25 protein-coding genes are annotated in these 26,110 nt (G+C 68.0%); 8 read left to right on the top strand and 17 right to left on the bottom strand.

Annotated features, from left to right (window positions below):
* Positions 1 to 13: 13 nt before the first annotated feature.
* The 3 genes from ABIB51_RS01775 to mtrA form a co-directional block, all read right to left on the bottom strand.
* Complete coding sequence (locus ABIB51_RS01775; protein WP_354184842.1) at positions 14 to 1,735, bottom strand: LpqB family beta-propeller domain-containing protein; 1,722 nt, start codon at positions 1,733 to 1,735, stop codon at positions 14 to 16.
* The gene (gene mtrB / locus ABIB51_RS01770; protein ID WP_354184932.1) at positions 1,732 to 3,504 is read right to left on the bottom strand and encodes an MtrAB system histidine kinase MtrB; all 1,773 of its coding nucleotides are present in this window, start codon (positions 3,502 to 3,504) and stop codon (positions 1,732 to 1,734) included. Before mtrB ends, ABIB51_RS01775 begins: the two co-directional genes overlap by 4 nt.
* A 142-nt stretch (positions 3,505 to 3,646) precedes the next feature.
* Positions 3,647 to 4,321 carry an MtrAB system response regulator MtrA gene (gene mtrA, locus ABIB51_RS01765; RefSeq protein WP_354184840.1) on the bottom strand — a complete coding sequence of 225 codons (675 nt, stop codon included), beginning with the start codon at positions 4,319 to 4,321 and terminating at the stop codon, positions 3,647 to 3,649.
* A 176-nt stretch (positions 4,322 to 4,497) separates the two neighbouring features.
* On the opposite strand from mtrA, the gene ABIB51_RS01760 reads away from it, so the two are divergent.
* On the top strand, positions 4,498 to 5,211 hold the full coding sequence (locus ABIB51_RS01760) for a DUF4166 domain-containing protein (RefSeq protein WP_354184931.1): 714 nt from the start codon (positions 4,498 to 4,500) through the stop codon (positions 5,209 to 5,211).
* 19 nt (positions 5,212 to 5,230) lie between these two features.
* Here the strand turns inward: ABIB51_RS01760 and ABIB51_RS01755 are convergent, their stop codons facing one another.
* From ABIB51_RS01755 to mnmA, 7 genes are all read right to left on the bottom strand, one after another.
* The gene (locus tag ABIB51_RS01755) at positions 5,231 to 6,274 is read right to left on the bottom strand and encodes a uroporphyrinogen decarboxylase/cobalamine-independent methonine synthase family protein (protein ID WP_354184838.1); all 1,044 of its coding nucleotides are present in this window, start codon (positions 6,272 to 6,274) and stop codon (positions 5,231 to 5,233) included.
* Between the two features lies 1 nt (position 6,275).
* On the bottom strand, positions 6,276 to 6,707 hold the full coding sequence (locus tag ABIB51_RS01750; RefSeq protein WP_354184836.1) for a chorismate mutase: 432 nt from the start codon (positions 6,705 to 6,707) through the stop codon (positions 6,276 to 6,278).
* 181 nt (positions 6,708 to 6,888) lie between these two features.
* Complete coding sequence (locus ABIB51_RS01745; RefSeq protein WP_354184834.1) at positions 6,889 to 8,595, bottom strand: ABC transporter ATP-binding protein; 1,707 nt, start codon at positions 8,593 to 8,595, stop codon at positions 6,889 to 6,891.
* Complete coding sequence (locus ABIB51_RS01740; RefSeq protein ID WP_354184832.1) at positions 8,592 to 9,617, bottom strand: ABC transporter permease; 1,026 nt, start codon at positions 9,615 to 9,617, stop codon at positions 8,592 to 8,594. The genes ABIB51_RS01745 and ABIB51_RS01740 overlap by 4 nt, the downstream gene beginning before the upstream one ends.
* A gap of 1 nt (position 9,618) precedes the next feature.
* Positions 9,619 to 10,710, bottom strand: a complete 1,092-nt coding sequence (locus ABIB51_RS01735; protein WP_354184830.1) for an ABC transporter permease — start codon at positions 10,708 to 10,710, stop codon at positions 9,619 to 9,621.
* 131 nt (positions 10,711 to 10,841) lie between these two features.
* Positions 10,842 to 12,476, bottom strand: coding sequence for an ABC transporter substrate-binding protein (locus ABIB51_RS01730; RefSeq protein ID WP_354184828.1), 1,635 nt, complete (start codon positions 12,474 to 12,476; stop codon positions 10,842 to 10,844).
* Positions 12,477 to 12,767: 291 nt separating this feature from the next.
* Complete coding sequence (mnmA, locus tag ABIB51_RS01725; RefSeq protein WP_502916056.1) at positions 12,768 to 13,892, bottom strand: tRNA 2-thiouridine(34) synthase MnmA; 1,125 nt, start codon at positions 13,890 to 13,892, stop codon at positions 12,768 to 12,770.
* A gap of 224 nt (positions 13,893 to 14,116) precedes the next feature.
* On the opposite strand from mnmA, the gene ABIB51_RS01720 reads away from it, so the two are divergent.
* Positions 14,117 to 15,373, top strand: a complete 1,257-nt coding sequence (locus tag ABIB51_RS01720) for an NAD(P)/FAD-dependent oxidoreductase (RefSeq protein WP_354184824.1) — start codon at positions 14,117 to 14,119, stop codon at positions 15,371 to 15,373.
* On the opposite strand, the gene ABIB51_RS01715 is transcribed toward ABIB51_RS01720, so the two are convergent.
* Positions 15,352 to 16,605: a cysteine desulfurase family protein gene (locus tag ABIB51_RS01715; RefSeq protein WP_354184822.1), complete on the bottom strand. Its 1,254-nt coding sequence runs from the start codon at positions 16,603 to 16,605 to the stop codon at positions 15,352 to 15,354. The two genes, ABIB51_RS01720 and ABIB51_RS01715, sit on opposite strands and share 22 nt — an antisense overlap.
* Positions 16,606 to 16,723: 118 nt before the next feature.
* On the opposite strand from ABIB51_RS01715, the gene ABIB51_RS01710 reads away from it, so the two are divergent.
* On the top strand, positions 16,724 to 17,599 hold the full coding sequence (locus ABIB51_RS01710; protein WP_354184820.1) for a DMT family transporter: 876 nt from the start codon (positions 16,724 to 16,726) through the stop codon (positions 17,597 to 17,599).
* A 31-nt stretch (positions 17,600 to 17,630) separates the two neighbouring features.
* On the opposite strand, the gene ABIB51_RS01705 is transcribed toward ABIB51_RS01710, so the two are convergent.
* Complete coding sequence (locus ABIB51_RS01705; protein WP_354184818.1) at positions 17,631 to 18,332, bottom strand: helix-turn-helix domain-containing protein; 702 nt, start codon at positions 18,330 to 18,332, stop codon at positions 17,631 to 17,633.
* An 89-nt stretch (positions 18,333 to 18,421) separates the two neighbouring features.
* Between ABIB51_RS01705 and ABIB51_RS01700 the strand changes: the two genes are divergently transcribed.
* A complete protein-coding gene (locus ABIB51_RS01700; protein ID WP_354184816.1) occupies positions 18,422 to 18,835 on the top strand; it encodes a hypothetical protein in 414 nt (137 codons plus the stop codon).
* A 22-nt stretch (positions 18,836 to 18,857) separates the two neighbouring features.
* Here ABIB51_RS01700 and ABIB51_RS01695 read toward each other — a convergent pair whose 3' ends face one another.
* From ABIB51_RS01695 to ABIB51_RS01685, 3 genes are all read right to left on the bottom strand, one after another.
* Positions 18,858 to 19,028 (bottom strand): hypothetical protein, encoded by a 171-nt coding sequence (locus tag ABIB51_RS01695; protein ID WP_354184814.1) that lies wholly within the window; start codon positions 19,026 to 19,028, stop codon positions 18,858 to 18,860.
* 62 nt (positions 19,029 to 19,090) lie between these two features.
* Entirely contained in the window at positions 19,091 to 19,528 is a 438-nt protein-coding gene (locus tag ABIB51_RS01690) for a hypothetical protein (protein WP_354184812.1), read from the bottom strand.
* Between the two features lie 146 nt (positions 19,529 to 19,674).
* Positions 19,675 to 20,577, bottom strand: coding sequence for a diacylglycerol/lipid kinase family protein (locus ABIB51_RS01685; RefSeq protein WP_354184810.1), 903 nt, complete (start codon positions 20,575 to 20,577; stop codon positions 19,675 to 19,677).
* Positions 20,578 to 20,699: 122 nt separating this feature from the next.
* On the opposite strand from ABIB51_RS01685, the gene ABIB51_RS01680 reads away from it, so the two are divergent.
* The 4 genes from ABIB51_RS01680 (at position 20,700) to ABIB51_RS01665 (ending at position 23,925) form a co-directional block, all read left to right on the top strand.
* Positions 20,700 to 21,683: a J domain-containing protein gene (locus tag ABIB51_RS01680; protein WP_354184808.1), complete on the top strand. Its 984-nt coding sequence runs from the start codon at positions 20,700 to 20,702 to the stop codon at positions 21,681 to 21,683.
* 23 nt (positions 21,684 to 21,706) lie between these two features.
* Positions 21,707 to 22,174, top strand: coding sequence for a tRNA (cytidine(34)-2'-O)-methyltransferase (locus ABIB51_RS01675; protein ID WP_354184806.1), 468 nt, complete (start codon positions 21,707 to 21,709; stop codon positions 22,172 to 22,174).
* Positions 22,175 to 22,430: 256 nt separating this feature from the next.
* On the top strand, positions 22,431 to 23,036 hold the full coding sequence (gene sigK / locus ABIB51_RS01670; RefSeq protein ID WP_354184804.1) for an ECF RNA polymerase sigma factor SigK: 606 nt from the start codon (positions 22,431 to 22,433) through the stop codon (positions 23,034 to 23,036).
* A 1-nt stretch (position 23,037) separates the two neighbouring features.
* On the top strand, positions 23,038 to 23,925 hold the full coding sequence (locus ABIB51_RS01665; protein ID WP_354184802.1) for an anti-sigma factor: 888 nt from the start codon (positions 23,038 to 23,040) through the stop codon (positions 23,923 to 23,925).
* A gap of 147 nt (positions 23,926 to 24,072) precedes the next feature.
* Here ABIB51_RS01665 and ABIB51_RS01660 read toward each other — a convergent pair whose 3' ends face one another.
* On the bottom strand, positions 24,073 to 25,467 hold the full coding sequence (locus tag ABIB51_RS01660; protein ID WP_354184800.1) for a GntT/GntP/DsdX family permease: 1,395 nt from the start codon (positions 25,465 to 25,467) through the stop codon (positions 24,073 to 24,075).
* 64 nt (positions 25,468 to 25,531) lie between these two features.
* Positions 25,532 to 26,065, bottom strand: a complete 534-nt coding sequence (locus ABIB51_RS01655) for a gluconokinase (RefSeq protein ID WP_354184798.1) — start codon at positions 26,063 to 26,065, stop codon at positions 25,532 to 25,534.
* Between the last annotated feature and the right edge of the window lie 45 nt (positions 26,066 to 26,110).

Here is a 26,110-nt window from a genome sequence, read left to right as displayed (position 1 = left end):
CGGTACCGGCCGTTCAGCCGGGGTAGGACGGATCGATCGGTCCCTTGAGCTGCGGGGACCAACCGTTGCCCAGCCGCTGGAAAATACCTTCCGAGGACTGGGCGAAAATTTCTTCCGCGCCGTTGCCGGCGCTGAGGGCGGTGAGCCCCGGCCAGGGTGCGAGCGCCTGGGGCTGGGCTGACGTCAGGGACAGCAGTTCGGGGGTCACAGCGTCCTTTGACGAGCCTTTCATGACGGCAACGGTGGTGTCGTCCACCCAGACCCCCTGGTCAGGGTCGCCGGCGGTCTGGAGGGTCATCGGCGCGGTGAGGTCCCGCGGGGTGCCGTCGGACGCCCGGATGACGCCGGTCACCTGGACCTTGGTCGTGCCGTTCAGCTCCGAAACCACGAGCGCGCGGGCCCCTTCACGGGACACCCGGAACTCCTTGACCGTGCGCCCGGCGAGCCAGCCCGGTGCCAGTGACACCGTGGGCACGGCGGCCCCTTCGGCCACGCCGACGGGGCGGTAGGCGATGACTTCGCTGGCGCCGCCGGCTCCGGGACCTGCCGTCCACACCCAGTCATAGCGTCCGAAGGACGGCCGGGAGAGGCTGGCGCGGGTGGCCAACGCCCTGGCCGGTTGGCCCGGCACGATCGAATACAGGGTGGTGCGGGCACCGTTGAGGAATGCCACCGACTGCGAGACGGGTGACTCTGCCGGGGACCGGGGTACGAGGGCGGTGACGGACTGGATGTCCGGGAGCGGAGAGATCCTGTTGTTCTCATACCGGACCAGGTCGTTGTCGCTGATTGCGATCTGGTGGGCCGGGACGTTGTTGTCGCGGATCGGAGGCAGTACGGATCCGTTGTCTTCGACCCGCACCAGGTCCTGGTTGGCCCGGAGTTCAACGTTGATGACATCGGGCTGGCTGCGGAACGTCAAGGCGAGCTGCGTCTGCATCCGCAGCCGGTCCTCGTTGGAGGCCTCCACGAGGTCCTTCGCCGTGAGATCCACCTGGGCCGCCCCGGAGACAACCGGAACCGATTCCCGGGCCAGCTTGATGCCGGAGGGGAAGGCGCTGACGACGGCGCCCTTGAGGTAGGGCGCGGGTCCGCCGAGCAGGGCGCTGGTCATGGCCTTGACGGTTTTCTTCCTGATGAACCAGCGGACATCGGGGACGGCATAGGTGAAGGTGGGGTCGTAGAAGTAGATCGGATAGGCGCCGTAGATGACCTTGAATGTCTCTTCCGGGATGGCCGTGCCGTCCGGGATCTCGGCGATCCGCCATTCGCCGTCGACCTGGGTCAGCGTGGCGGGAATGTTCTCCTTGGTGCCTGGCGGATGCTGGGTGGCGACGCCGTCGGCATCGACTGAGTACGCCACGTCCAATTGGTAGTTAAAGACGTTCTCGACGCCCGTGCGCACCACCCGGGCGGACCGGAACACGAGGACACGCTGATCCGGTTTCCAGGTCACGGAGGAGGCCTGGGTGAGGTATTGGCGGGCGACGGCGTAATCGTCCTCATAGCCGCTGCCGGCGAGGTAGAAGTCCTCGATCACCGCTTCCGGTTCTGCGCCCGGGCGGGGCGCGGACGGGAAGAAGACGGGGGCGTTGTTGGGGTTGCCCGCACTCTCGTCCGTGCTCTTGCCGACCGGTCCTGAACGGGGGATCTGGGCGCACGACGTCAGGACGAACAGCAGTACCGCCAACACGGCCGCGCAGGCAGTCGTGAGCTTCCTCGAGGGACCCCTCATGACTCCTCCTTCGTTCCGGCGTTGCCGGTTGCAGTAGCGGGGACCGTGCTCTCCCGGACCGGCGAGGGGTCCAGCAGCAGCATGGTCCGTTCCGGACCGGAGCCGGGCAGCCCGACGTCGGCCGGCTCCAGCTGGAGCGGTGACCTCGTGATGGTCTCGCCCTGGCGCAAGGGAAGGGTCAGGCGGAAGTTGGACCCGTTGTCCTTCTTGCCCCAGGCCTGTAGCCAGCCGTTGTGGAGCTTGGTGTCCTCCGCGGCAATGGACAGTCCCAGGCCGCTGCCTCCCGTGGTCCGGGCCCGGGCCGGATCGGCGCGCCAGAAGCGGTCGAAGACGCGGGCCGCTTCCGCAGCGCTCATGCCGATGCCGTGGTCGCGGACGGCCACGGCGACGGAGGTGCCATTGGCCGCCACGGAAACGTTCACCGGCCGGCCCTCACCGTGTTCCAGTGCGTTCAGGATGAGGTTGCGCAGGATCCTGTCGATCCTGCGGTCGTCCATTTCCACGATGGTGCTTCCCGCGGGGGCGTTGAGGGTGACTGCGGAGCCGTACTCGGCTGCGACGGGCGCCACCCCGTCGATCACATGGGTGATGAGCTGGACGATGTCGGTAGGCTCGGCGTCGAGCGTGGCCACGCCGGCGTCGAACCGGGAGATCTCCAGCAGGTCCGCCAGCAGGGACTGGAACCGTTCCACCTGGTTGTGCAGCAGTTCGGCGGAGCGCTTGTTGATGGGGTCGAAGTCTTCCCGCGCATCGTAGAGCACTTCCGCGGCCATCCGCACGGTGGTGAGCGGGGTGCGCAGCTCATGGGAGACGTCGGAGACGAACCGCTGCTGCATCTGGGACAGGGTGGCGAGCTGGGTGATCTGTTCCTGCAGGCTCGCGGCCATGTGGTTGAACGAGGCCCCCAGCCGGGCCACCTCGTCCTCGCCCTTGACCACCATGCGCTCCTGCAGCTGCCCGGCGGCCAGTTTTTCGGACACGACGGCGGCGTGGCTGACCGGGCTCACGACGCTGCGGGTCACGTACCAGGCGACGCCGCCGATCATCAGCACCAGCACGGCGCCGCCGGCGAGCAGGACGTTCTGGATCTCGTCGAGGGTCTTTTGCGCCGTGTTGAGGTCGTAGATGAGGTAGAGCTCGTAGACAGTGCCGTTGAAGGTCACCTTGTTGCCGACGGCGATGCCGGGGCGGTCCTCGGTACCCACCGGGAATTCGGTGGAGGCCCAGAACTGTTCCTTGCCGGAATTCTGGACGGCCTTGCGCAGCTCGGGCGGGATCACGCTGATGGTCAGCTGGTCCGAGGCGCGGGATTCCACCCAGCGGTTGCGCGGCTTGGTCTGCTCGGGCATGGCTTCGAAGACATAGCGCCGCTGGATCACCGAGCCGCGGCCCTCGACGGCGTTGAGGGTGTCATAGACGAGCGTGATGACGCTGGACTGGTCGGTGACCTGGGCGCCGTCGAACGTGTCCTGGACCTGCTTGACGTTGTAGCGGGTCTCGGACTCCGCCTGGGCGAGCCGTTCCTGGAAAAGGTTGTTGGCGATCTGGTTGGAGAGGTAGGCGCCCACCACGGCGAAGGAACCGATGGCAAGCATCAGCGTCGTCAGGACCGTGCGGAACTGCATCGAGCGGCGCCATTTACGGTGCAGGGAGCGGAGCAGATAGCGGATGCCCGGGAGCAGCCGGGAAACCCCGGTCCGGACCAGCCGGGCGACGCGCACGCCTACGATCAGCGCGCGCCGGAGCCAGATCCTGGCACGGAAGCGCATCCGGGACCAGCCGCCGGCCGGGCCGTGCGGCTGCCCTTCGGGTGCGGGTTCGGGTGCGGACGCGGGTCCCGGCGCGGACGCGGAAACTGCCCGGTCCGACACTGCCTCGTACGACGCCGCGCGGGGAGCGCCGTCGGACGGCTCAGGAACCTGCTTTGTAGCCGACACCACGGACCGTCAATACAACTTCGGGGGCTTCCGGGTCACGTTCGATCTTGGACCTCAGCCGCTGGACGTGGACGTTGACCAGCCGTGTGTCCGCGGCGTGGCGGTAGCCCCAGACCTGCTCCAGAAGGAGCTCCCGGGTGAAGACCTGCCACGGCTTGCGGGCCAGGGCAACCAGCAGGTCGAATTCGAGCGGGGTGAGCGAGATCCGTTCGCTGCCGCGGCTTACGAGGTGGCCGGCAACGTCGATGGTGACATCCGCGATGCGCAGGGTCTCCGGTGCTTTCTGGTCGCCGGGCCGGAGCCGGGCGCGGACGCGGGCCACGAGCTCTGCGGGTTTGAAAGGCTTCGGCACATAGTCGTCGGCGCCGGACTCCAGGCCCCGGACGACGTCGGACGTGTCGGATTTCGCCGTCAGCATGACAATCGGGACGTCCGACTCGGCGCGGATCTGGCGGCAGACTTCGATTCCGTCCATGCCCGGGAGCATCAGGTCGAGCAGCACGAGATCGGGCTTGGACGCACGGAACACTTCGAGTGCCTGCCCGCCGTCGGCGCAGAAGACGGGTTCAAAGCCGTCATTGCGCAGCACAATGCCGATCATCTCTGCGAGCGCCTCGTCATCGTCCACTACCAGAATGCGTGCCTTCATAGTTATATATTCCCTTATTGGATTGGCTTTGTCGTATTGAGCGCTTTCCGGGCATGGCGCGGGACATTGTCCGGGGCTCAAACTCCGGGCGGCGCGCGGCCGGCTGTGACAAGCAGCCGCATGTCCTGCATGCTGTGGACAGACACCCATCCGGCCAGGACCCGCAGGAGGCTCCCGTGCACATCCCGATCTACCAGCTTGCCCTCGGCACCGATTTCACCCGGTTGCAGCCGGAACTGCAGGACTACTTCTCACTCGCCCCGGGCTCGGGCCACTATGGCGTCGGCGAAGGCGTCTTCGAGGTGGTGGGCTGCCGGCAGTCCTGGCTGCGCCCGCTGCTGCGCCTGACAAGCGGGGAGCAGGCCTTCTTTCCCGAGTATGGCGAGGGCATCCCGTTCCGGATCGAGAACCACGCCCACCTGGACCCCTTCGGACGCTCCAGCCTGACGGCCCGGCGGGAGATCTTCTTCCCCGCCACCACGCGGCTCTTCCACGACACCACAAGCTACGTGGACGCCGGCAGCCGGCGGGGCCTCGTCGACTACGTCGGCCGGTACCGCCGGCTCGCGACGGACCTGAATTTGAGCGTCTCCCGCGAAGGCAGGCTCCGCGGCGTCTCGGAGGTATCGAGGCTGTTCCTCGGGCCGTTGCGGATTCCCTTGCCCGGTGTGCTGGATGCCAAGGCCTACGCCGAACAGTGGTGGGAGCCGCGGGAAGGCAGCCAGGGCAAGCACCGGATCCAGGTCAAGGTGATCCAGCCGCAGATCGGCCTGGTGCTCGTCTACGCGGGGCACTTCGACTACCGGCTGGAGGCCTACGCCGGCGGCATCACGGCGCCGGGCTACCTCCCCGGCGCCGCCCGGCCGGACCACTGGGAGCGGCGCGTCTGAGTCCCCCGGCCCGGTGGGCCTAACCGAGGGCCAGCTGGTTGAGCCCGTCCGCCACCTGGGTCAGCCGGGTGAGCACGGCCGTCGCGGACGACGGCGAGTGCTGCGCGAGCCCCTCCGAGGGAGTGACGCGCAGCGCGCCCAGTGTGGATGCCGGGAGCCCGAGCTGGCGCCAGGGGCGCCAGACCGTTTCGACGACGTCGGCGACGCGCGGCAGCGCAGCCGCCGGCGTGGCCACATCCAGCGCGCCGGCCCACAGCCGTTTACCGCCTTCCACCGCTCCGGCAAGCTGCTCCCACTGGCGGGAGGTCAGGGCCCGCAGCGGGACGGCAATCCCGTCCGCGCCGGAGGCCAGGATCCGGTCGAAGGGAGCCTCGATTTCGGAGACCGAGACGACAATTTCGACGGCGCCGGCGTCCCGGAGCGCATCAATCACCAGCCGCCACGCTTCGGTGGCTTCCCCGCCGGGAACCGAGCGCAGGGTCCGGTACCCGCTGGAGGTCGGAATGGTGCCGGCGAGCACCGAGGCGATCTCCGGTTCGTCGATCTGCACGACGAGCCGGGCTCCGGGGGCCGCCGAGGCCACCCGCTTGAGATAGCTGCCGACCCCGGCGGCCAGCGAGGCTGCGACATCCCGGCGGGCGCCATAGTCGATCAGTGCCCGCTCCCCGTTGTGCAGGTGCAGGCCGGCGGCGAGGCTGAGCGGGCCGCGCAGCTGGATCTTCAGGTCCGTGCCGGGGGTGTCCTCTGCGCCGACCACGTCGGCCAGGACGTTGATGTCGGTGGCCAGGGCCGAGCGGGCCCGCATCAGGTCCTTGCCCGGGCGGTCCACAATCCGCCAGCCGTAGGGCTGGACGTCCACGGCAAGTTCGACGAGCAGCGAGGCCGTCCGGCCAAGTGCGTCCGAGCCGACGCCGCGGTCCGGGAGTTCGGCAAGGAAGGGCAGGTGCGGGCTGCCGAGTTCGCCGCGGACGATCCTCGTGGCCTCCAGCGGGTCTTCGCCGGGCCAGGGGCCGAGCGCCGTGGCCGTGACCTGGCCGGGATCCGGAAGGGTGGCGGCTGCCACGTCAGGCGTCCGACGGGACGGCGGGGCCCGCAGCGGCGCGGCCGGAACCCTGTGCCTGGGCGGCGGCCTCGTGGTCCTCGGCGATCGCTTCGTGGTGGCGGATGACCTCGCCGATGATGAAGTTCAGGAATTTTTCGGCGAACGCCGGGTCCAGGTGCGCCTCGGCCGCGAGCCGGCGCAGCCGGGCGATCTGGGCGGTCTCCCGGCCCGGGTCCCCAGCGGGGAGCTTGTGGGCGGCCTTGAGGAAGCCGACCTTCTGGGTGGCTTTGAAGCGCTCGGCCAGAAGGTACACGAGGGTCGCATCGATGTTGTCGATGCTTGAGCGGATCGACAACAGTTCCGCCATCACCGCGGGATCCACCTGGCCGGCCAGGGAGCTGGCTCCAGGATCAAAGGAATCGGCATCGGGATTGGTCTGGTTCTGCTCGGTCATTGACCCAGTCTAGGGGCACCGCTGCTAATCTCCCCTGCTGTTAAGCGGCGCCCGGCCGGGTGCGGACAGCCGCCGCGGGCGCCCGCACGAACCCGCCGGAGACCGCAGGAAAGGGACATGCCCACCGTTCACTGTGAACGGTGGGCATGTCCCGTGCCGTGGCCGGCGTGCCGGAGCGGTCCTAGCCGCCGAGCAATACGGCGCGGAATTCCTCCCGGCGCCGGGCCTGCTCCTCCGGGTCCGGGACGGGCAGGGAGGCGATGAGTTTCCGCGTGTAATCGTGCTGCGGGTTGCCCATCACCTGGTTGCCGAGCCCCTGTTCCACCATCTTGCCCTTGTAGAGCACCCCGACCCAGTGGGACAGGATGTCCACGACGGCGAGGTCGTGGCTGATGAACAGCGCGGCGAAGCCGAATTCGGTCTGCAGGTCCTTGAACAGTTCCAGCACAACAGCCTGTACCGAGACGTCGAGGGCCGACGTCGGCTCATCGGCGATGAGCAGCTTCGGGTTCAAGATCAGCGCGCGCGCCAGCGAGGCGCGCTGCCGCTGTCCGCCGGAGAGTTCGTGCGGGTAGCGGTCAGCGTAGGACGCCGGCAGCTGCACGGATTCGAGCAGCTCGCGGGTCCGCTGGCGTGCCTGCGCGGGGGTCGGCTGGCTGTGGATGACCAGCGGCTCGGCGACGCACTCCCCGATGGTCAGCTGCGGGTTGAAGGACGCGGCCGGGTCCTGGAACACGAAGCCGATCTCCTTGCGCAGGGGCTTGAACGTGCGCTCTTTGAGGTTGAGCATCTCGTAGCCCAGCACCTTGAGGCTTCCGCCGGTGGTCCGGTTCAGTCCCGCGATCGCACGGCCGATGGTGGTCTTGCCTGAGCCTGACTCGCCGACGAGCCCGAACACCTCGCCCTCGGACAGGGTGAAGTTGACCCCGTCCACTGCTTTGAAGGCAGGCGTTCCCAGCCGGCCGGGGTACTCGATGGTTAGCTCCCTGGCCTCGACGAGCACCTTGCCGCCCTGGTGGGCGCGTTCGGTCATCCCTTCGGAGGCGGAGTTCCTGCCGAGGTGCGGAACGGCCGCGAGGAGCTTCTTTGTGTAGTCCTGCTTGGGTTCCGCGAACAGGGTCCGTGAGCTGGCCTCTTCGACGACGTCGCCCTGGTACATGACGACGACGCGGTCGGCGAGATCGGCCACGACCCCCATGTTGTGGGTGATCAGCACGATCGAGGTGCCGTACTGGTCCCGCAGGTCTCGCAGGAGTTCCAGGATTTCCGCCTGCACTGTGACGTCCAGGGCAGTCGTGGGCTCGTCGGCCACAATCAGTCCGGGGTTCAGGGCGAGGGCCGCGGCAATCACGACACGCTGCTTCTGCCCGCCGGAGAACTGGTGCGGATAGTAATTGACCCGGGTTTCCGGATCCGGGATACCCACCTTGCGGAGCGCGTCGATGGCACGCGATTTGGCTTCCTTGGCGCTCACGCGGCCCGTCCCGCCGTGGCCGGCGTGGGCACGGATGCCTTCGGCGATCTGCCAGCCGACGGTGAAGACCGGGTTGAGCGCGGTGGACGGTTCCTGGAACACCATGGCCACGTCGCGGCCGCGGATCTGCCGGAGCTCGGCCGGGCTGACGCTGATCACGTTGCTGCCGTTGATGAGCACCGCCCCGGAGCTGAGGGCCGTCTCCGGCAGGAGCCCCAGGATGGTTTTCGCGGTGACGGTTTTCCCCGAACCGGATTCGCCCACGATCGCGACGACTTCGCCGGGATTGACGACGAGGCTGACGTCCTTGACGGCGTACACGTCGCCGGCGTCGGTCGCGAACGTGACCTTGAGGTGGTCGATATCGAGGACGGGCCCGGCGCCGGGACCCTGCGGGTCGATGTTGATGGTCATGAACTTCTCACTTCTGCGTCGATTGCTGCCTGCGCCCCTGCCGTGGAATCCGGGCTGCCCTTGCCGGAAGAGGCGGCCTTCCGGCCGCGCAGACGGGGATCGTTGAGGTCGTTGATGCTTTCACCGACCAGCGTCAGTCCGAGGACCGTGAGCACTATCGCCAGGCCGGGGAACACACCCGTCCACCAGATGCCCGAGGTGGTGTCCGCGAGGGCCTTGTTGAGGTCGAAGCCCCACTCGGCGGCCGACGTCGGCTCGATGCCGAACCCGAGGAAGCCCAGGCCGGCGAGGGTCAGGATGGCCTCCGAGGCATTGAGCGTGAAGATCAGAGGCAGCGTGCGGGTGGCGTTCTTGAAGATGTGGCGGCTCATGATGCGGATGTTCGAGGCGCCCACCACCTTCGCCGATTCCACGAACGGCTCGGCCTTGAGCCGGATGGTCTCGGCCCGGATGACGCGGAAGTATTGCGGGATGAAGACCACGGTGATGGATATCGCCGCCGCCAGGATGCCGCCCCACAGACTGGACCTGCCGCCGCTGATGACGATCGCCATGACGATCGCCACGAGCAGGGGCGGGAAGGCGTAGACCGCGTCGGCAATCACCACGAGGATCCGGTCCATCCAGCCGCCGAGGTAGCCGCTGACCAGGCCCAGGATCACGCCGATGAAGATCGACATGATCACGGCCACGACGATCACCATGACGGCGGTCTGCGCGCCCCAGACGACCCGGGAGAAGACGTCGTAGCTGCCGACAGTGGTGCCCCAGAGGTGCTTGCCGCCGGGTGGCTGTTGCGACGGGAAGTTGCCGTCGGCGTCGGAAATCTGGGAGAAGCCGAACGGTGCGATCAAGGGGGCGAAAATCGCGGTCAGCAGGAAGAGGGCGGTCAGGACGAGGCCCGCGACGAGCATGCCCCGCTGCAGGCCGACGCTCTTGTTGAAGTGCGATACGACCGGCAGGCGCCGGTGCCAGGGGGCCCGGGGGTCCTTGAAGGTTTCAAGAATGGGAGTGGTGCTCATGTCAGTACCTCACGCGGGGGTCGATCAGCGCGGCGAAGATGTCCACGATGAAGTTGGTCACAGCCACGATCACTGCCAGCAGGACCACGATGCCCTGGACAGCCACGAAGTCACGGGCCGTCAGATAGGTGGCGAGCTGGAAGCCGAGGCCCTTCCATTCGAAGGTGGTCTCGGTGAGCACGGCCCCGCCCAGCAGCACGGCAATCTGAAGACCCATCACGGTGATGATCGGAATGAGGGCCGGCTTATATGCGTGCTTGGTGACGAGGCGGAATTCGCTGACGCCGCGCGAACGGCCGGCTTCCACGTAGTCCTTGCCGAGCGTGCCGATCACGTTGGTGCGGACCAGCCGCAGGAAGATGCCGGCCGTCAACAGGCCGAGCGTGAGGGCGGGCAGTACGGCGTGGGCCATCACGTCGCCCAGTGCGGCCATGTTGCCGCTGCGGATGGCGTCCAGCCAGTAGATGCCCGTCGGCGCCTCCAGGGCGGTCAGGGCGAGCTCGGTGGACGGCCTGGCGCGTCCGGCGACCGGGAGCCAGCCCAGCCAGACCGCGAAGGTCAGCTTGAACAGGAGGCCGGAGAAGAAGACCGGAGTGGCGTAGCAGAGGATGGCGAAGATCCGCAGCACGGCATCGGGGGCCTTGTCGCGCCGGTGCGCGGCGATCATGCCCAGCGGGATCCCGACGACCAGGGCGACAAGGAGGGCGTTGATGGTCAGCTCCAGTGTGGCCATGCCGTAGGTGAGGAGCATCTCCGAGACCTTGCGGTTGTCGGAGAGCGTGGTGCCGAAGTTGCCGGTCAGCAGCTGGCCCAGGTACTCGAAGTACTGCACAAAGATGGGCCGGTCGTAGCCGGCAGCCGTGATGCGCTCCTGCAGCTGTTCCGGCGGAAGCCGTCCGCCGAGGGCTGCCGTGATGGGATCACCGGTGATCCGCATCAGGAAGAACACCATGGTGACCAGGATCAGGATGGTCGGAAAGATCAGCAGGAACCTGATCAGGAGATATTGGCCGAGTCCCCCACCGGACGACTTCTTCTTTGACGGCAGGAGGCCGTCGGCGTCGGTTGGCGGCGCCTCGATAAGTGTTGTCATTGGTACCTAAATGTGTGTTTCCGTCGGCCTTGTGGGCTTCGGGAATCTGTTGTCCTCTATCAGCAGGAAAGGCGGGACGCCGTGCAGGCGCCCCGCCTCCTGGGCTGGTCAGAACCGGATGGGGATTGGACCTACTTGGAAATCACGCCAAGGCGGGTCTTGAAGGAAGCATCGAGTGTCTTGTCGACACCCTTGACATCTTTGCCGGCGACCATCAGCTGGGCACCCTGCAGCAGCGGCAGCGTGGAAAGATCCTTGGCGACTGCCGTCTGGGCCTCACCAAGCACCTTTTCGCGTTCGGCCTTGTCCACCGTGGTCAGCTGCTTGCTGACCAGATCGGTCACGGCCGGGTTCTCGTAGTGGTTCTTCAGGAAGTTGCCCGGAACGAAGAACGGCGTGAGGTAGTTGTCGGCGTCGGAGTAATCCGGGAACCAGCCGAGCTGGTAGACGGGGTAGGCGTCGGCCGTGCGGTCCTTGGAGTAGGTGACCCACTCGGTGGACTGCAGCTCGACCTTGAACAGGCCCGACTTCTCCAGCTGTTCCTTGATCATGGCGTACTCGTCGCCCGAGGACTTGCCGTAGTGGTCCGGGTTGTACTGCAGCTTCAGGGTGACGGGGGCGGTGACGCCGGCGTCGCTGAAGGCTTTCTTGGCCTTGTCCAGGCTGGGCTTGCCGCTGCCGTCGCCGTACATTTCCTTCAGCGGCTGGATGGCGCCGACGAAGCCGTCGGGAACGACGGAGTACGCCGGCAGGTACGTGCCCTTGTAGACCTGGCTTGCGATCGCATCGCGGTCGACGACATTGGCCATGGCCTGGCGGACAGCAAGAGCCTTCGCCGGATCGGCGTCGGCTGCCTTGGCGCCGAACGGCATGGTGTCGAAGTTGAACACGATGTAGCGCAGCTCGCCACCCGGGCCCTTGTAGACCTTGACCTTGGAATCCTTCTCGAGGTCAGCGGCGTCCGTCGCGGTCAGGCTGCGGCCGGCGACGTCGATGTTGCCCTGCTGGACATCCAGCTTGAGGTTGTTCGAATCCGCGTAGTACTTGATCGTGGCGCCGTCGTTTGCCGGCTTGCCGAGCAGACCCTTGTAGTCAGGGTTGGCCTTGAGGCTGACGAGCTCGTTCTTCTTGTAGCTTTCGATCGTGTAAGGACCTGCGAACGGCTTGCCCTTGACGATCTCGTCGTCGCTCATCAGTTTGTCGGCCGGGAAGACTTCTTCGTCGATGACCGGTCCGGCATTGGCGGCGAGGACGCCCGGGAACACCTGGTCGTTGCCGGCCTTGAGCGTGAAGACCACCGTGCTGTCATCCTTGGCTTCCACGGAAGCGAGGTTGCCGAGCAGCGAGGCCGGGCCGTTGTCGTCGGCGATGCTGACGACGCGGTCGATCGAGAACTTGACGTCCGACGACGTGAGCGCGTGGCCGTTGGCGAACTTCAGCCCCGATTTGAGCTTGACGGTGTATTCCGTCGGGCTGGTGAAGGAAGCGGACTCGGCGATGTCAGGCGTGGAGTCGGCTGTGCCGGGCTTCGAATTCAGCAGGAACGGGTAGATCTGGTTCATCACCATAAAGGAGCCGGCGTCATAGGAACCGGCCGGGTCGAGGGTGACGACCTTGTCGGTCGTTCCGTACGTAATGGTGCCCCCGCCGGCGGCGCTGCCGGAAGCCGTCGCGCCGCCGGAAGGGCCGGTGCAGGCGGTCAGGGCGAAGGCGGATACCCCGGCGAGCGCGATGGCGCTCTGCAGGGCCTTTTTGTTCATTGCCATCTGTGAACTTTCTGTTCGATGAGTACTAGTGCGCAGCCCGGAAGTGAAACGAACGACTCGGTGGGCGGCGCGCTGTCCTGATTCCTAGATTCAACCAGAGAACCATCTGGTGAATCGTTACATCTTGTGAGATGAGACACAAAATTTACACGAACGGTAGGAACCCATCACTTTCTTCAGGAATCCACCCGGATATCCGGCATGCGCCAGCGGCGCCGGATCGGTCCGGTGTTAATGGAAGGAGCACCGCACATCGGGGATGTGCGGTGCTCCTTCAAAATATCCGGGGCGTCAGAGGGCCTGGCGCTGCAGCGAGCGGGCGGCATCAATGGTCGCCTGCCCCAGCACGCGGCTGCCCTGGTAGAGGACCACCGTCTGGCCGGGTGCGACGCCGCGCAACGGCTCGATCAGGGTGACGACGAGGTTTCCGGGGCCGGCTTCGACGCCGTCCGCTTCCGCACGTTCCATCCTGGCCGTGGCGGGCACGGGGTCACCGTGGGCGCGGACCTGGGCGTAGCAGTCGAACTCCTCGCCGGTGGCTACCTCGGCGATCGGCAACCCGGCCCAGGAGACCTTGATGCCGCGTATTTCATCGATGGCCAGGAAGGCTTCGGGCCCGACGACCACCTTATTTTCCTTCGGCCTGATCTCCAGGACGAAGCGGGGTTTGCCGTCGGCGGCCGGGGTTCCCAACTTCAGGCCGCGGCGCTGGCCGACGGTGAACGCGTTGGCGCCCGGATGTTCGCCGACCTTTGCGCCGGACTCATCGACGATGTCGCCCGTCGTCATTTCGATCTTCTCGGCCAGCCATCCGGCGGTGTCGCCGTCGGGGATGAAGCAGATGTCGTGGCTGTCCGGCTTGTTGGCCACGGAAAGACCCCGGCGTTCGGCTTCGGCGCGGACCTCCGCCTTGGACGGGGTGTCCGCCAGCGGGAACATGGAGTGCTTGAGCTGCTCGTGCGTCAGCACGCCCAGCACATAGCTCTGGTCCTTCGCCCAGTCCGCGGCGCGGTGCAGTTCGGGGTTGCCCTCGGCGTCCGTGATCACCTTGGCGTAATGCCCGGTGCAGACGGCGTCGAAGCCCAGGGCGATCGCCTTCTCCAGCAGCGCCGCGAACTTGATCCGCTCGTTGCAGCGCATGCAGGGATTGGGCGTGCGCCCGGCGGCGTACTCGTCGATGAAGTCCTGCACCACGTCCTCCTTGAACCGCTCGGAGAAGTCCCAGACGTAGTACGGGATGCCCAGCACGTCACAGGCGCGCCAGGCGTCGCGGGAGTCCTCGATGGTGCAGCAGCCGCGGCTGCCGGTTCGCAAGGTGCCCGGCATCCGGGACAGCGCGAGGTGGACGCCGACGACGTCGTGCCCCGCCTCGACGGCGCGGGCGGCTGCAACGGCGGAATCAACGCCGCCGCTCATGGCTGCAAGAACTCGCATGCTGGCTTTCTCTGGGGGTCGGGGGCGCGGGCACAGCGGCCGCGGCCCATGCCGGCGGCCGCAGGACTAACACAATGCCTGCCGCACCATTCTATCGCCACGCCGAATCCTCACCCAAAAGCCTTGACTGGAGTCTCCCGCCCTTCTAGCGTCAGAATTATCGGTTTTAGAATCCGCAACGCGCCCCCGGCGGGAATGGAGTTCACGTGGCTGTCGAGGACATCGTGATCGTGGGCGGCGGGCTGGCCGGAGCCACGGCAGCCAAGACTTTGCGGGCGGAGGGCTTCAGCGGCCCGGTGGTGCTGGTGGCTGCCGAGTCCCATCAGCCGTACCTGCGCCCGCCGCTGTCCAAGGAGTACCTGCTGGGCAAAGCCGGCGACGACGCCCTGCCGGTGGTTCCCGAGGACTGGTATGACGCGAACGACGTCGACCTCCGGCTTGGCGTCCGGGTCACGGAGCTGGACCCGGCCGCCCGGGCCGTGGTTCTGGATGACGGCCGCCGGCTGGAGTATGCCTCCCTCCTGCTCGCCACCGGAGCGCGGCCCAGGACCATCCCGCTGCCCGGCAGCGGGCTCGACGGCGTCAGCACGTTCCGGACGGTGGAGGACAGCCGGCGCCTCCACGCCCGCCTCGCCGACGGTGGCCTGAATGTCGTGATGGTCGGGTCCGGCTGGATCGGGATGGAACTGGCCGCCGCCGCGAGCACCTATGGCAACACCGTCACCCTGCTGGGGCTGGAGGACGTTCCGCTGGCAGCGGCGATCGGCCCGGACCTGGGCGCCTTTTTCCGCTCGCTGCATGAGTCCCACGGTGTGCGCTTCAGGCTCCCGGCGGCTGCAGCCGGGATCCAGGGCAGCTCGGGCCGGGTGACCGGAGTGGTCACCGACGCCGGCGAGGTCCTGCCCGCCGACCTCGTGGTCATCGCCGTGGGCGTGGTGCCGGAGCTCAGCCTGGCCGAGGCGGCCGTCATCGGGATCCGCAACGGCATACTCACCGACGCGTCGCTGCAGACCTCGGCGCCCGGGATCTTCGCCGCCGGCGACGTCGCCAACGCCCTGCACCCGTTCACCGGGGAGCACCACCGCAGCGAGCACTGGTCCAATGCGCTCAACGGGGGCAAGGTGGCCGCCAAGGCGATGCTAGGCGTCGATGCTGCACTGGATACCATCCCGTACTTCTACACGGACCAGTACGACGTCAGCATGGAGTACTCGGGGTTTCCGTCGCTGGTTGCCGGGCCACCGGTCATCCGCGGCTCGGTTGCGGACAAGGAATTTATTGCCTTCTGGCAGCGCGAGGGCAAGGTGGTGGCCGGGATGAACGTGAACTGGCCCAGCGCCGCCAAGCCGCAGAAGGCGATCAAGGCGCTGATCAGCGCACGCACCGCCGTCAGCCCGGACCTGCTCGCCGACTCCTCGGCACCGCTGGATCGGCTCCTGGATCAGACCCTTCCAGGGGATTGACGGGTAGCCTGTCGCGCAGACTCGCGGGCGACCGTTCCGGCGGTCTGGATGCTGGACTCATGCCCGGCCATGCCGGCCTGGCGGGCCCGCACGTAGGCGCCCGGCAGTGCGGCGAGCAGGGCATCGACGTCGGCGTCGGTCGAGGAATGCCCGAGCGTAAACCGCTGCGCACCCCTCGCCGTATCCTCGTCCAGGCCCATGGCCAGCAGCACATGGGACGGCCTCGGAACACCCGCGGTGCAGGCAGAGCCCGTGGAGGATTCCACGCCGGCGAGGTCCAGCAGGAACAGCAGCGAGTCCCCCTCGCAGCCGGGGAACGTGAAATGCGCATTGCCCGGCAGCCGGCCGGTCCCCGGGGCCCCGCGCAGCACGGCCTCGGGCACCGCCGCCAGGACGCCGTCGATCACCCGGTCCCGGAGCGCCGCGATCCGGGCAGCCTCCTCGGGGATCTTTGCGGCGACGGCACCGGCGGCGGCGGCAAAAGCGGCGATCGACGCGGTGTCCAGGGTCCCGGAGCGGACGTCGCGCTCCTGCCCCCCGCCGTGCTGGACCGGGGTCAGCTTCACCGCCCGGCCCAGGATGAGCGCGCCGACGCCGACGGGTCCGCCGATCTTGTGCCCGGAGACGGACATGGCGTCGAGTCCGGTCCCGCGGAAGTCCACGGGCAGGGAGCCGAAGGCCTGGACGGCGTCGGAGTGCACGGGCACGCCGGCGGCGTGGGCCAGTTCCACAATCCGGGCGACGGGCTGGATGGTGCCGACCTCGTTGTTGGCCCACATGACGGTGACCAGGGCGATCGAGGCCGGGTCCCGGGAGAGCTCGGCCTCAAGCGCCGCGAGGTCCACCACGCCCGCGGCGTCCACCGGGAGCCAGCAGATCTCGGCACCTTCATGCCGTCCGAGCCATTCGACGGTGTCCAGCACCGCATGGTGTTCGACGGCGGAGCACAGGATGCGGGTCCGCGCAGGGTCCTCGGCGCGGCGGGCCCAGTACAGGCCCTTGACCGCGAGGTTGTCTGCCTCGGTCCCGCCGGAGGTGAAGATGACCTCCGAGGGGTGGGCGCCGGCGGCCGCTGCCAGCACTTCCCGTGCGTCCTCCACGGACCGCCGCGCGCGGCGGCCCGATCCGTGCAGCGAGGAGGGGTTGCCGGTCCGGGCCAGTTCGCGCGTCAGTGCAGCCAGCGCCTCCGGGGCGAGGGTGGTGGTCGCGGCATGGTCGAGGTATACAGGCACAGCCCAATTCTACCCGCGGCCTCTGCCCGCGCCCTGTGCATCCGGCGCTGCCGCGCCGCGTGCGGCGGAGCAGGCCGGAGCAGCCGGGGACGATACGGGGCTGGTGTACATTCAAGCGGTGAAAGCGTCCCTCTACCTTGTGCTGGCCGCCCTGTTCTGGTCCGGCAATTTCGTCGTCGGACAGGCCGCCGTGGCCTCGATGACCCCGCTGGACCTGACCTTCTGGCGCTGGGCCCTGGCCGCCGTGCCGCTGCTGCTGCTGGCCCACTTCATCGAGAAGCCGGACTGGCGCGCGGTGCTGCGCCGCTGGCCGGTGCTGCTGCTGCTCAGTGCCCTGGGCATGAGCGGGTACACGCTGCTGCTTTACGGCGCGCTCGGATTCACCTCCGCGGTGAACGCCTCCCTCATTACCGCCGCGAACCCTGCCCTGATCGTGGTCATGGCGGTCGTCCTGCTCGGCGAGAGGACCACCCGCCTGGGCTGGCTCGGCATCTGCCTCGGTCTGCTGGGTGTGCTGATCGTTCTGACCCGGGGTGAACTGGCGCGCGTCTTCAGCCTCTCCATCAACACCGGCGAGCTCCTGATGATCGGCGCGATCGTGGTCTGGGGCTTCTACACGATCATCGCCCGGCGGCTGGATGTGCCGGCCATCGCGGCCACCGCCGTGCAGGTGGTGATCGCGACCGTGACGCTGGCGCCGTTCGCGTTCGCCATGAACGTGCGGTTTCCCGACACCGCGGCCGAAGGCTGGTCGCTGGCGTACATCGCCATCTTCCCCTCGCTGGGCTCCTACCTGTTCTGGAACCTCGCGCTGAAGACCACTCCGCCGGGCACCGCCGGGAACTACCTCAACCTGATGGTCGTCTTCACGGCCATCATTACCGTGCTGCTGGGGACCCCGCTCACCCTCGTGCAGGTCATCGGCGGACTCTTGGTGATCGCCGGCGTACTGTTGACCGGTATCAAGGGGCAGGCCAAGCTCAAAGTCGCCTGACTGCAGGGCCGGCGCCGGTGACATTGCCGGCTCAGACCGGCCTGATCCGGGCACAGCACTGCGCCGGCCTGGCCGCGCCCAGCGCCCTGAGATCCTCGATGTCGAGTGCCTCGATTCGCTCCGGGTCGAGGCCGCAGCCCTCAGCGGCGCCGCCGAGGAAGGCTCCGTTCATGGCGCAAACCACCCCGGCATGGCCTTCGGCGAGCCGGTGGAAAGGGCAGTTGAGCAGCACCAGGCCCCCTTCGCCGTCGCCCTCGGGACGGTACCCTTCCGCGGCAAGGAACTCGGCGAAAGTGGCGGCGCCGGTTCCGGCCCGGGCTGTTGCCTGGCCCCGTGCGAAAGCGGCCCGGAGCAGTGCCTCCCGGGCGGGGACGCCGCTGGCCGCCGCGTCCTCGATAGCGGAGACCATCAGCTCCGCGGCGAGATCGTAGTTGCGGTCCGGTACCGAGGCCGCCACCTCCTGGACCGCGGCCCGGTACAGCTTGGCAGGACGTCCCGATCCGGGCCCTCCCCGGCCCCCGAGCTTCCGGAACTCCACGGCCAGCAGGCCGTCCTGCACCAGCCGGTCGAGCTGGAAGGAGGCGGTGCTCCTGGGCAGGCCGAGGGCTGCTGCGGCGTCGTCCCGGCTGACGGCGTCGCCGGAGGAGGACACGAAATCAAACAACGCCCGGCGGCTCTCATCGCCGAGAGAGGCGACGGCTTCAATCCTGCGGTTCCACGGGGCTCGGATCATGGGATCAGCCTAACTCTAAAAACAAGATTCATTGCTTAACTTGCCGTACCATTCTAAAATCAAGCTAACCACTTTTAGAAGGAGTTCCCATGAAATCCTCGACAGCCCTCTCGTCAACCGCCAGCCCCCGGGCCGCCGCACCGGAGCGTCAGGCGTTCCTGCTGCTGCGGACGGTCTTCACCGTCGCCCCGATTATTTTCGGCCTGGACAAGTTCACCAATCTGCTGACCGACTGGACCATGTACCTGGCGCCGGTTGCCACGTCCGTGGTCCCGCTGCCGGCCCAGAGCATCATGTATATCGTCGGCGTCGTTGAAATCGTCGCCGGCCTGGCGGTGGCGATCCGGCCCCGGTTCGGATCACTGCTGGTGGCGGTCTGGCTGCTCGGCATCATCGTCAACCTGCTCGTGCTGGGCGCCTTCTTCGACGTCGCACTCCGGGACTTCGGCCTGCTGGTGGGTGCGCTGGCGCTGAACCGGCTCTCGCCAAAAAAGAACCGCTAGGCCGGTCACGCTGCGGGACGGCTCAGCCCGGCGGGACAACGGCGAGCCACTCCGCAACATCGGCCCTGGCCGAGGCCAGGGCCGCCGCGTCCGGGCAGGAAACCGAGATGTAGACCGAGGCGGCGGCCGTGCCGAACAGCCGGGCGTAGACGGCGGTTGCTCCCGCGCCGGCCCGCTGGCCGGCCTCGAGCACCAGCACCTCCACGCGCGGGGCGGGTTTGTCCGGATCCCCGCCCCAGCGCAGGGTGTCCGTCTTCAGGTACGCGGGCTGGATGCTGGGGTCAAGGTATTGGAAAGCGCCACCGTGGAGGCTTTGTCGTCCCCGGACACAACGAGCGGCTGCTGGTTCACCCGGACCTTGGCCGCGGCCAGGCAGCCGTCCGCCTTCACGTATTCGCTGCCGCCGGCCACGCCCTGTTTGCCGGTCTTCCAGCCGGGGGTCTCCCGCAGCCCGTCGGAGACCTGGACCGGGACCCCGGCCGCCAGGCTCTCCCCCGCGGCAAAGGACATGTCCCGCGCTGCGACTGCCGCGGCGTCGTGTCCCGGCGTCACGGTGGGAGTGGAGCGGGTCGGGGTGCCGGCGGCTGCCCGCGGCGCTGCGGGATCGGGCACGCCGACGCTGCAGCCGGCCGCCGAGGCCGTTGTGGCCAGCAGCAGGACGAGCATTACCGCCCGGCCACGCCGCCCGGACACGGAACCCTGGTGTGCCGTCCCTATTCCCGGGAACCCGCCCATGCATTCCTCCGCCAGTCCGCCCTGCCTGCGCCGTATTCCGGCCCGGACCTCCGCATGATTCTAGACGCTTCGCGTCCCGGGCACGTGTCCCTGCGCCGGGGTCGCTAGGCAAGGACGCGGACGGCCGCCGGGACCACCTCGATGGTGAGGGGCAGGGGCCCGATCCGCTCGCCGTCGGCGTACGCCACCACGTTGTCCGCGGCCACCTCGATCCGGCGGACCCGGCGGATGTGCACCGCCGGGTGCCCCGTATGGCCGCCGGAAAAGACCTTCGGGAAGACCGCCAGCAGGCCCAGCCTGGACAGTGGCCCGACGATGAACAGGTCCAGGTGGCCGTCATCGAGCAAGGCATCGGGGGTGACCTTCATGCCTCCGCCGATCGACTGGCCGTTGGCAACGGAGATGAGCATGGCCTGTTGTTGCCAGCTTTCGCCGTCGGCCGTCACGGTGTAGCTGATGGCCCGGAACGATGTCAGCTCGCGCAGCATGGCCAGGTTGTACCGTGCGTTGCCGCGCGGCCAGCGCCAGGCGTTGGCCCGCTCGTTGACGGCTGCGTCGAACCCGGCCGAGACCACACCCGCGAACCACCGGGTCACCCCGCCCGAGCTGACCCTGCCGACGTCGATCATCCTGCCCCCTGCGGACAAGGCCTCGAGCGTCCGCGCGCAGGCGGCGGCCACGTTGCGCCGCGGCAGCCGGAGCGCCCTGGCCATATCATTGCCGGTCCCGGTGGGAATGATCCCCAGCGGGACGGTGCCATAGGGCGCGCCGGAACCGGCGAGCGCGTTGACGCCGAGGTGGACCATCCCGTCGCCGCCGACCACCACGAGGGCGTCCGCCCCGGATGCCAGCGCCTGTGCCACGGCCCCGGCCAGCTCCGCATAGCTGTCCTCGCGCAGAAGCAGGACATCGGCCCCGGAGGCACGGAAGCAGGACGCCGCCTCCTCGCCGGCCTGCCGGCTGCGGCCGAAGGACGCGCGCGGGTTTACGGCAAGGGCGATCATCATGCGCTGAATTATGCCAGCGCCCGGGAACCATCCGGGACCGCGCGGTCGTTGTTCCCCTAGCCGGTTAAACTGGCCAGACGTCCACGATGGGCCGGTACCAGCAACGTGTAAAGGATTCTTGCTTGACGCAGGGCAGCAGCTCGCATTACCAGGTCCTCAGGATCCCCGTGACGGCGACCGAAAAGGAAATCAAGGTGGCCTACCGCAGGGCCGCCCGCAAGGCGCACCCGGACCACGGCGGCGATCCCGCCGCGTTCCGGCAGGTCACCCTTGCCTACGAGACCTTGATCGATGCCAAGCGCCGCGCGGATTACGACCGTTCCTACGGCAGCGGCCGGGGCTCCTTCGCCGGCCCGCCCGCCGACGAGGGCGCCCACTTCGATGCCCCGGCCGCGGGCAGCCGCGCCTCGGCCCACGTCCGCCGCCCCAACACCCCGCGGAACACCTCGGCAGACGCCCCCGTGTATGTCCCGGCCTTCGAGCAGGTGGCCGAAGCCGGCGAGGTGCCGCTGATCCCGGCGGACCTGGCGGGCCTGCAGGTCCACGGGATGCCGCGCAAGCGCGGGATCTTCGGCGCCGAAGCGAGGATCCAGCGCGAAATGCGGACCGTGCAGCTGATCAGCCGGCAGATCCTGCCCGCCATTCCGGCCGCCCGGCTCATCAACGGCCTCCAGTCACCCGCGGACAACAGCCACATCGACCAGGTGGTGCTGTCCGGTTACCGGTTGGCCGTTATCGGCTCGATGCTCCTGCCGCCCGGCGCCTATGCCTGGAACGGCAGCACCCTGACCCATGGCGGCCGTTCCATCGCGCCCCCGCAGCTGGCCCATGTGGTGCGCCGGATGCAGGATATCTTCCCGGAGTTGAACGTGACCGGCTGGACCGTCGTGCACAGCACCGACGGCAACCTGCACGAACCCGTCATCGACCAGCACCGCGGCACAACGGCGGGGCTCGGCAGCGGCCGTGGCGACAGCCAGGAGACGGTCCGGGTGGTCAACGCCGCCGGCCTGGCGCGCGGGCTGAAACAGTTCCTGGGCTCCGGGCCGGCACCGAACACGGTGGTTGTCCCGGTGCTCGCGCGGCTGCTGCGCGGGATGCACTAGCGGCGGCTCGCTAGGATGGGAACGTGTTCCGCATCCTCTTCCACACCCCCGAAATTCCCGGCAATACCGGCAACGCCATCCGGCTGGCCGCCATCACCGGCGCCCAGCTGCACCTGGTCGAACCCCTGGGCTTTGATTTTTCCGACGCCAAGCTGCGCCGCGCCGGCCTGGATTACCACGACCTCGCCGTAGTGACGGTCCACCCGGACATTGACGCCGCGTGGGAGTCGCTGGCACCGGACCGCGTCTTCGCATTCACTTCCGACGGCGAGGCGTCCTACACCGACATCAGCTACCGCCCCGGCGACGTCCTGCTGTTCGGCTGCGAATCCGTGGGCCTGCCCGAAGAGCTGAAGAACGATCCCCATGTGACCTCCCGCGTCCGGCTGCCCATGCTGCCCGCCCTGCGTTCCCTGAACCTTGCCAACGCTGCCTCCATCGCCGTCTACGAGGCCTGGCGGCAGAACGGCTTCGCCGGCGCCAGATTGTAGTGCCCGGGCGTTTCCGCCGACTCCCGGCCACAAAATATCCTGCACAGCGCGCCCATCCGGCCCGCCTCCCGCACCGAATCATTACTGAAGCCCCCTATAGGGCAACCGCACTGAGCACGGGGAAGGGAGCGAGGAACGGCAGGTGACGACAATGCAGGTAGACAGACACCCGTCCCATCGGGCTGCGGGCGGCCACACCGCGGGAACGGCCCATCCTGACCCGGGATCGGCGCCAAGCGCCTTATGCTTGAAGGTGATGGAAACTCCCAACGCACCGAATCCCGGGACCGCCGCTCCCCCAAGCACCTCAGCCGAAGTCAATCTCCGGCTGGGTGCGCTGCTGGAACAGGTCGCCCAGGGGGACCAGGCCGCCTTTGCCGAGTTCTACCAGCTCACCTCGCGGCGTGTCTTCGGCATGGCCCGGCGGGTCCTGATCGACACGGAGCTCAGCGAGGACACCACGCAGGAAGTCTTCCTCCAGGTCTGGCAGAACGCCGCGAAATTCAATCCTGACGCGGGAACCCCGCTTGCCTGGCTTATGACCATCTCGCACCGCCGGGCCGTGGACAAGGTCAGGTCGTCCCAGTCCTCCACCGACCGGGAAGCGAAGTACGGCGCCAGCAGCCAGGAGATCGACCACGATTCCGTCTCCGACGAGGTCGGCAGCCGGCTTGAAGCCGAGGCCGTGGTCCGTTGCCTCGAGACGCTGACCGACACACAGCAGGAGTCCGTGCGGCTCGCCTACTACGGCGGCCTCACCTACCGGGAAGTCGCAGAGAGGCTCAACGCTGCGGTTCCCACCATCAAGTCCCGCATCCGCGACGGACTGATCCGACTGAAGACCTGCTTGGGGGTGAGTTGAGATGACCGACATAAATGCGCACAACAACGCACGTGTTCCCGGCGCTTTCGCGGCCGACATCGCCACCGACCTCACCTCGGGCCGGGGGGTCGACCTCGCCGAGATTTACGCGCTGAACGCCGTCGACGACGCCGAGCGCGCCGCCATTGAGCGCTACGTCGCCGATGCCCCGCCCGCGGAGCGCGCCGCCTTCAACGAGCGGGTACGCCAGGCGCAGGAGACCCTCGCGGCAAGTTTCACCGCGGAGGCAGCACCGCCGCCCGGACTCCTCGACCGCATCGTGGCCGCCCTGCCGGCCCAGGACGCCGGCGGACAGGCACAACAGCCAGGCAGTGCGCCGGCATCCGACCCGCCGGTGGTCGCCAAGCCCGTGCGGGAAGCCCCCGAGGTTCCCGTCACCGACGAGCTCGGTGCCGCGCGCCAGCGCCGGGAAGAACGACGCCGGCCGCAGGGCATGCGCAACTGGCTCGTCGGCGTCGCGGCTGCTGCCGTCATCGCCCTGGGCGGTGTGGGAGTGGGTGCCTACGTCGCGAATCAGAACGATCCGCTCAGCCAGGTGCTCCAGGCCGGCGATGTCCGCCAGGCCACCGTCGAGGTCACGGGCGGTGGCACCGCCACCGTGTCCGTCTCGTCATCCAAGGACGCCATCGTGGTCAAAATGAACAACGTCCCGGCGCCCCCGCCCGGCAAGGTCTACCAGATGTGGCTGATCCCTAAGGACGGCTCGGCCCCGGTATCGCAGGGCCTGATGGACGCCGAGGCGCTGTCCAAGCCCGCCGTCGTCAAGGGGATCAGCAGCGCCGCGGCGCTCGGCATCACCGTGGAGCCGGCCGGCGGATCGGCGTCGCCGACCATGCCGACCGTGGCTGCGGCCACGCTCGGAGCCTGACCGGGACTGACCCTTCCGGGGCCGGCCCCGCGCCGGCCTCGGGCAACGCAAAAGCCGCCCCGGCCTTGACCACCCCGAACGGGAGGGTCAAGGCCGGGGCGGCATTCTTCGTCTGGTGCTGATGTCCCAGGCGTTGGCCGGCGGCCGCTAAATGACCATTGAGAGCAGCATGATGAACCCGAAGCCGACCACCGAGATCAGTGTCTCCATCACGGACCAGGTCTTGAACGTCTGGCCCACGGTCAGCCCGAACAGTTCCTTGACGAGCCAGAACCCGGCGTCGTTCACATGCGAGAGGAACAGCGACCCGGCGCCGATCGCGAGAGCCAGCAGGGCGGCGTGCGTCGGGGTGAGCGAGCTGGCCAGCGGCGCGACGATTCCGGCGGCGGTCACGGTGGCCACAGTCGCCGAACCGGTGGCCAGGCGCAGGGCGACCGCGACAATGAAGCCCAGCACGAGGACGGACATGTTGGTGCCCTCGGCCCATTTCTTCACGGAATCGCCGACGCCGGCGCCGATCAGGGTCTGCTTGAAGCCGCCGCCGGCGCCGACGATCAGCAGGATGGCGGCGATGGGGCCCAGGCTTGCACCGATCTTGGCGGTGATCCTGGTGCCGGTGAAGCCCACGGCGTAGCCGAAGGTGAAGATCGCGAGCAGCACGGCCAGGGTCATGGCGACGAGCGGCTGGCCGACGAAGTCGAAGAAGGTCCGGATCCCCGGGGCGGTCTTGGCGTCGGGCCAGATGATGTCCACCACGGCCTTCATCAGCATCAGCACCACCGGGAAGATGATGGTCAGCAAGGTGACGAGGAAGCTGGGCTGGCGTTTGAGGCCTTCCATGTCCGCGCCGTGCCGGGTGTCGATGCCGCCGGCGACGGCGGGGGCGCCGACCGGAACCCATTTGGCGGCGAGCCGGGAGAACAGCGGGCCGCAGATGATGACCGTGGGGACGGCGACGAGGAGGCCCAGCGCCAGCGTGGTGCCGAGCTCGGCCTTGACGGCACTGATCGCGATGAGGGGTCCGGGGTGCGGCGGCACCAGGCCGTGCAGCACGGACAGGCCCGCCAGCGCGGGGATGGCGATGCGCATGAGGGGCATCTTGGAGCGCTGGGTCACGAGGACGATCACCGGAAGGAGCAGCACGAGGCCGATTTCGAAGAACATCGGCAGGCCGATGATCACCGCGACGAGGGTGATGGACCAGACGAGCTTGTTGCCCGTGGCCTTGGCCAGCAGCGTGTCCACCACGCGGTTGGCCCCGCCGGAGTCAGCCAGCAGCTTCCCGAGCATGGCCCCGAGGGCGATCAGCAGGCCGACTTCTTTCAGGACGCCGCCCACTCCGTCCTCGAAGTTGGTGATGATTTTGGCCAGTTCCACGCCGGAGGCGAGGCCGACGAAGGCCGAGCCGAGGATGAGGGCGAGGAACGGGTGCAGCTTGAACGCGGCGATCAGCACGACGATCAGGGCGATGCCGAGCGCTGCGACCAGCAGGAGGCGGGTGTCGTGGCCCGTCCAGGCCTCGACGGCAGCCGGAAGCTGCATTGCTAACAGAGAATTCAAAACGTGTTCCTAGCTGAAATGACTGGTGGGACGGCCGGGGTGCCGGCTACGGGCCGACGGCGTCGCCGGCGTCCAGACCGAGTCGGTCGATGATCTTCTGGGCAACTTCCGCGGGCGTGGCGGAGACGCAGAGGCTGATGAAGGTTTCGTCCTCGCCCGGGGCTTCGAGCGCCTCGAACTGGGATTCGAGCAGGGCCGGAGGCATGAAGTGCCCGTGCCGTGAGGCCAGCCGGTCCGAGATCTTGTCCTTGGTCCCCTCGAGGAAGACAAACACGACACCCTCGCCCCGCATGACGTCCCGGTAGCGCCTCTTCAGCGCCGAGCAGGTGACGACGCCGGGCCTTCCGGCCGTGGTGTGGTCACGGATCCAGTCGGCGATGGTTTCCAGCCACGGCCAGCGGTCCTCGTCGGTCAGCGGCTCGCCGGCCTGCATCTTGGCCACGTTCGCCGGCGGGTGCAGGTCGTCGCCTTCCGCGAGGTCCCAGCCGAGCTTGCCGGAAAGAAGCCCGGCCACTGTTGATTTTCCCGATCCCGAGACACCCATGATCACAAGGACAGGTTGCTGCGCAGTCTTCGCCATTAAAGTCTGCCTTTCATCAATAAATATGATTTAAACAGAGGCCAG

Source organism: Arthrobacter sp. UYCu712 (genome assembly GCF_040547005.1).
Lineage (GTDB): Bacteria > Actinomycetota > Actinomycetes > Actinomycetales > Micrococcaceae > Arthrobacter.
The sequence above is the reverse complement of the archived record's forward strand: the minus strand, read 5'-3'. Positions and strand labels throughout refer to the sequence as shown.

Excerpts from the sequence above, each read along its gene's own strand:
- ABIB51_RS01775 (WP_354184842.1), bottom strand. The coding sequence starts at position 1,735 with ATGAGGGGTCCCTCGAGGAAGCTCACGACTGCCTGCGCGGCCGTGTTG.
- mtrB (WP_354184932.1), bottom strand. The coding sequence starts at position 3,504 with ATGCGCTTCCGTGCCAGGATCTGGCTCCGGCGCGCGCTGATCGTAGGC.
- mtrA (WP_354184840.1), bottom strand. The coding sequence starts at position 4,321 with ATGAAGGCACGCATTCTGGTAGTGGACGATGACGAGGCGCTCGCAGAG.
- ABIB51_RS01750 (WP_354184836.1), bottom strand. The coding sequence starts at position 6,707 with ATGACCGAGCAGAACCAGACCAATCCCGATGCCGATTCCTTTGATCCT.
- ABIB51_RS01745 (WP_354184834.1), bottom strand. The coding sequence starts at position 8,595 with ATGACCATCAACATCGACCCGCAGGGTCCCGGCGCCGGGCCCGTCCTC.
- ABIB51_RS01740 (WP_354184832.1), bottom strand. The coding sequence starts at position 9,617 with ATGAGCACCACTCCCATTCTTGAAACCTTCAAGGACCCCCGGGCCCCC.
- ABIB51_RS01735 (WP_354184830.1), bottom strand. The coding sequence starts at position 10,710 with ATGACAACACTTATCGAGGCGCCGCCAACCGACGCCGACGGCCTCCTG.
- ABIB51_RS01730 (WP_354184828.1), bottom strand. The coding sequence starts at position 12,476 with ATGGCAATGAACAAAAAGGCCCTGCAGAGCGCCATCGCGCTCGCCGGG.
- mnmA (WP_502916056.1), bottom strand. The coding sequence starts at position 13,892 with ATGAGCGGCGGCGTTGATTCCGCCGTTGCAGCCGCCCGCGCCGTCGAG.
- ABIB51_RS01705 (WP_354184818.1), bottom strand. The coding sequence starts at position 18,332 with ATGATCCGAGCCCCGTGGAACCGCAGGATTGAAGCCGTCGCCTCTCTC.
- ABIB51_RS01700 (WP_354184816.1), top strand. The coding sequence starts at position 18,422 with ATGAAATCCTCGACAGCCCTCTCGTCAACCGCCAGCCCCCGGGCCGCC.
- ABIB51_RS01685 (WP_354184810.1), bottom strand. The coding sequence starts at position 20,577 with ATGATGATCGCCCTTGCCGTAAACCCGCGCGCGTCCTTCGGCCGCAGC.
- sigK (WP_354184804.1), top strand. The coding sequence starts at position 22,431 with ATGGAAACTCCCAACGCACCGAATCCCGGGACCGCCGCTCCCCCAAGC.
- ABIB51_RS01665 (WP_354184802.1), top strand. The coding sequence starts at position 23,038 with ATGACCGACATAAATGCGCACAACAACGCACGTGTTCCCGGCGCTTTC.
- ABIB51_RS01660 (WP_354184800.1), bottom strand. The coding sequence starts at position 25,467 with ATGCAGCTTCCGGCTGCCGTCGAGGCCTGGACGGGCCACGACACCCGC.
- ABIB51_RS01655 (WP_354184798.1), bottom strand. The coding sequence starts at position 26,065 with ATGGCGAAGACTGCGCAGCAACCTGTCCTTGTGATCATGGGTGTCTCG.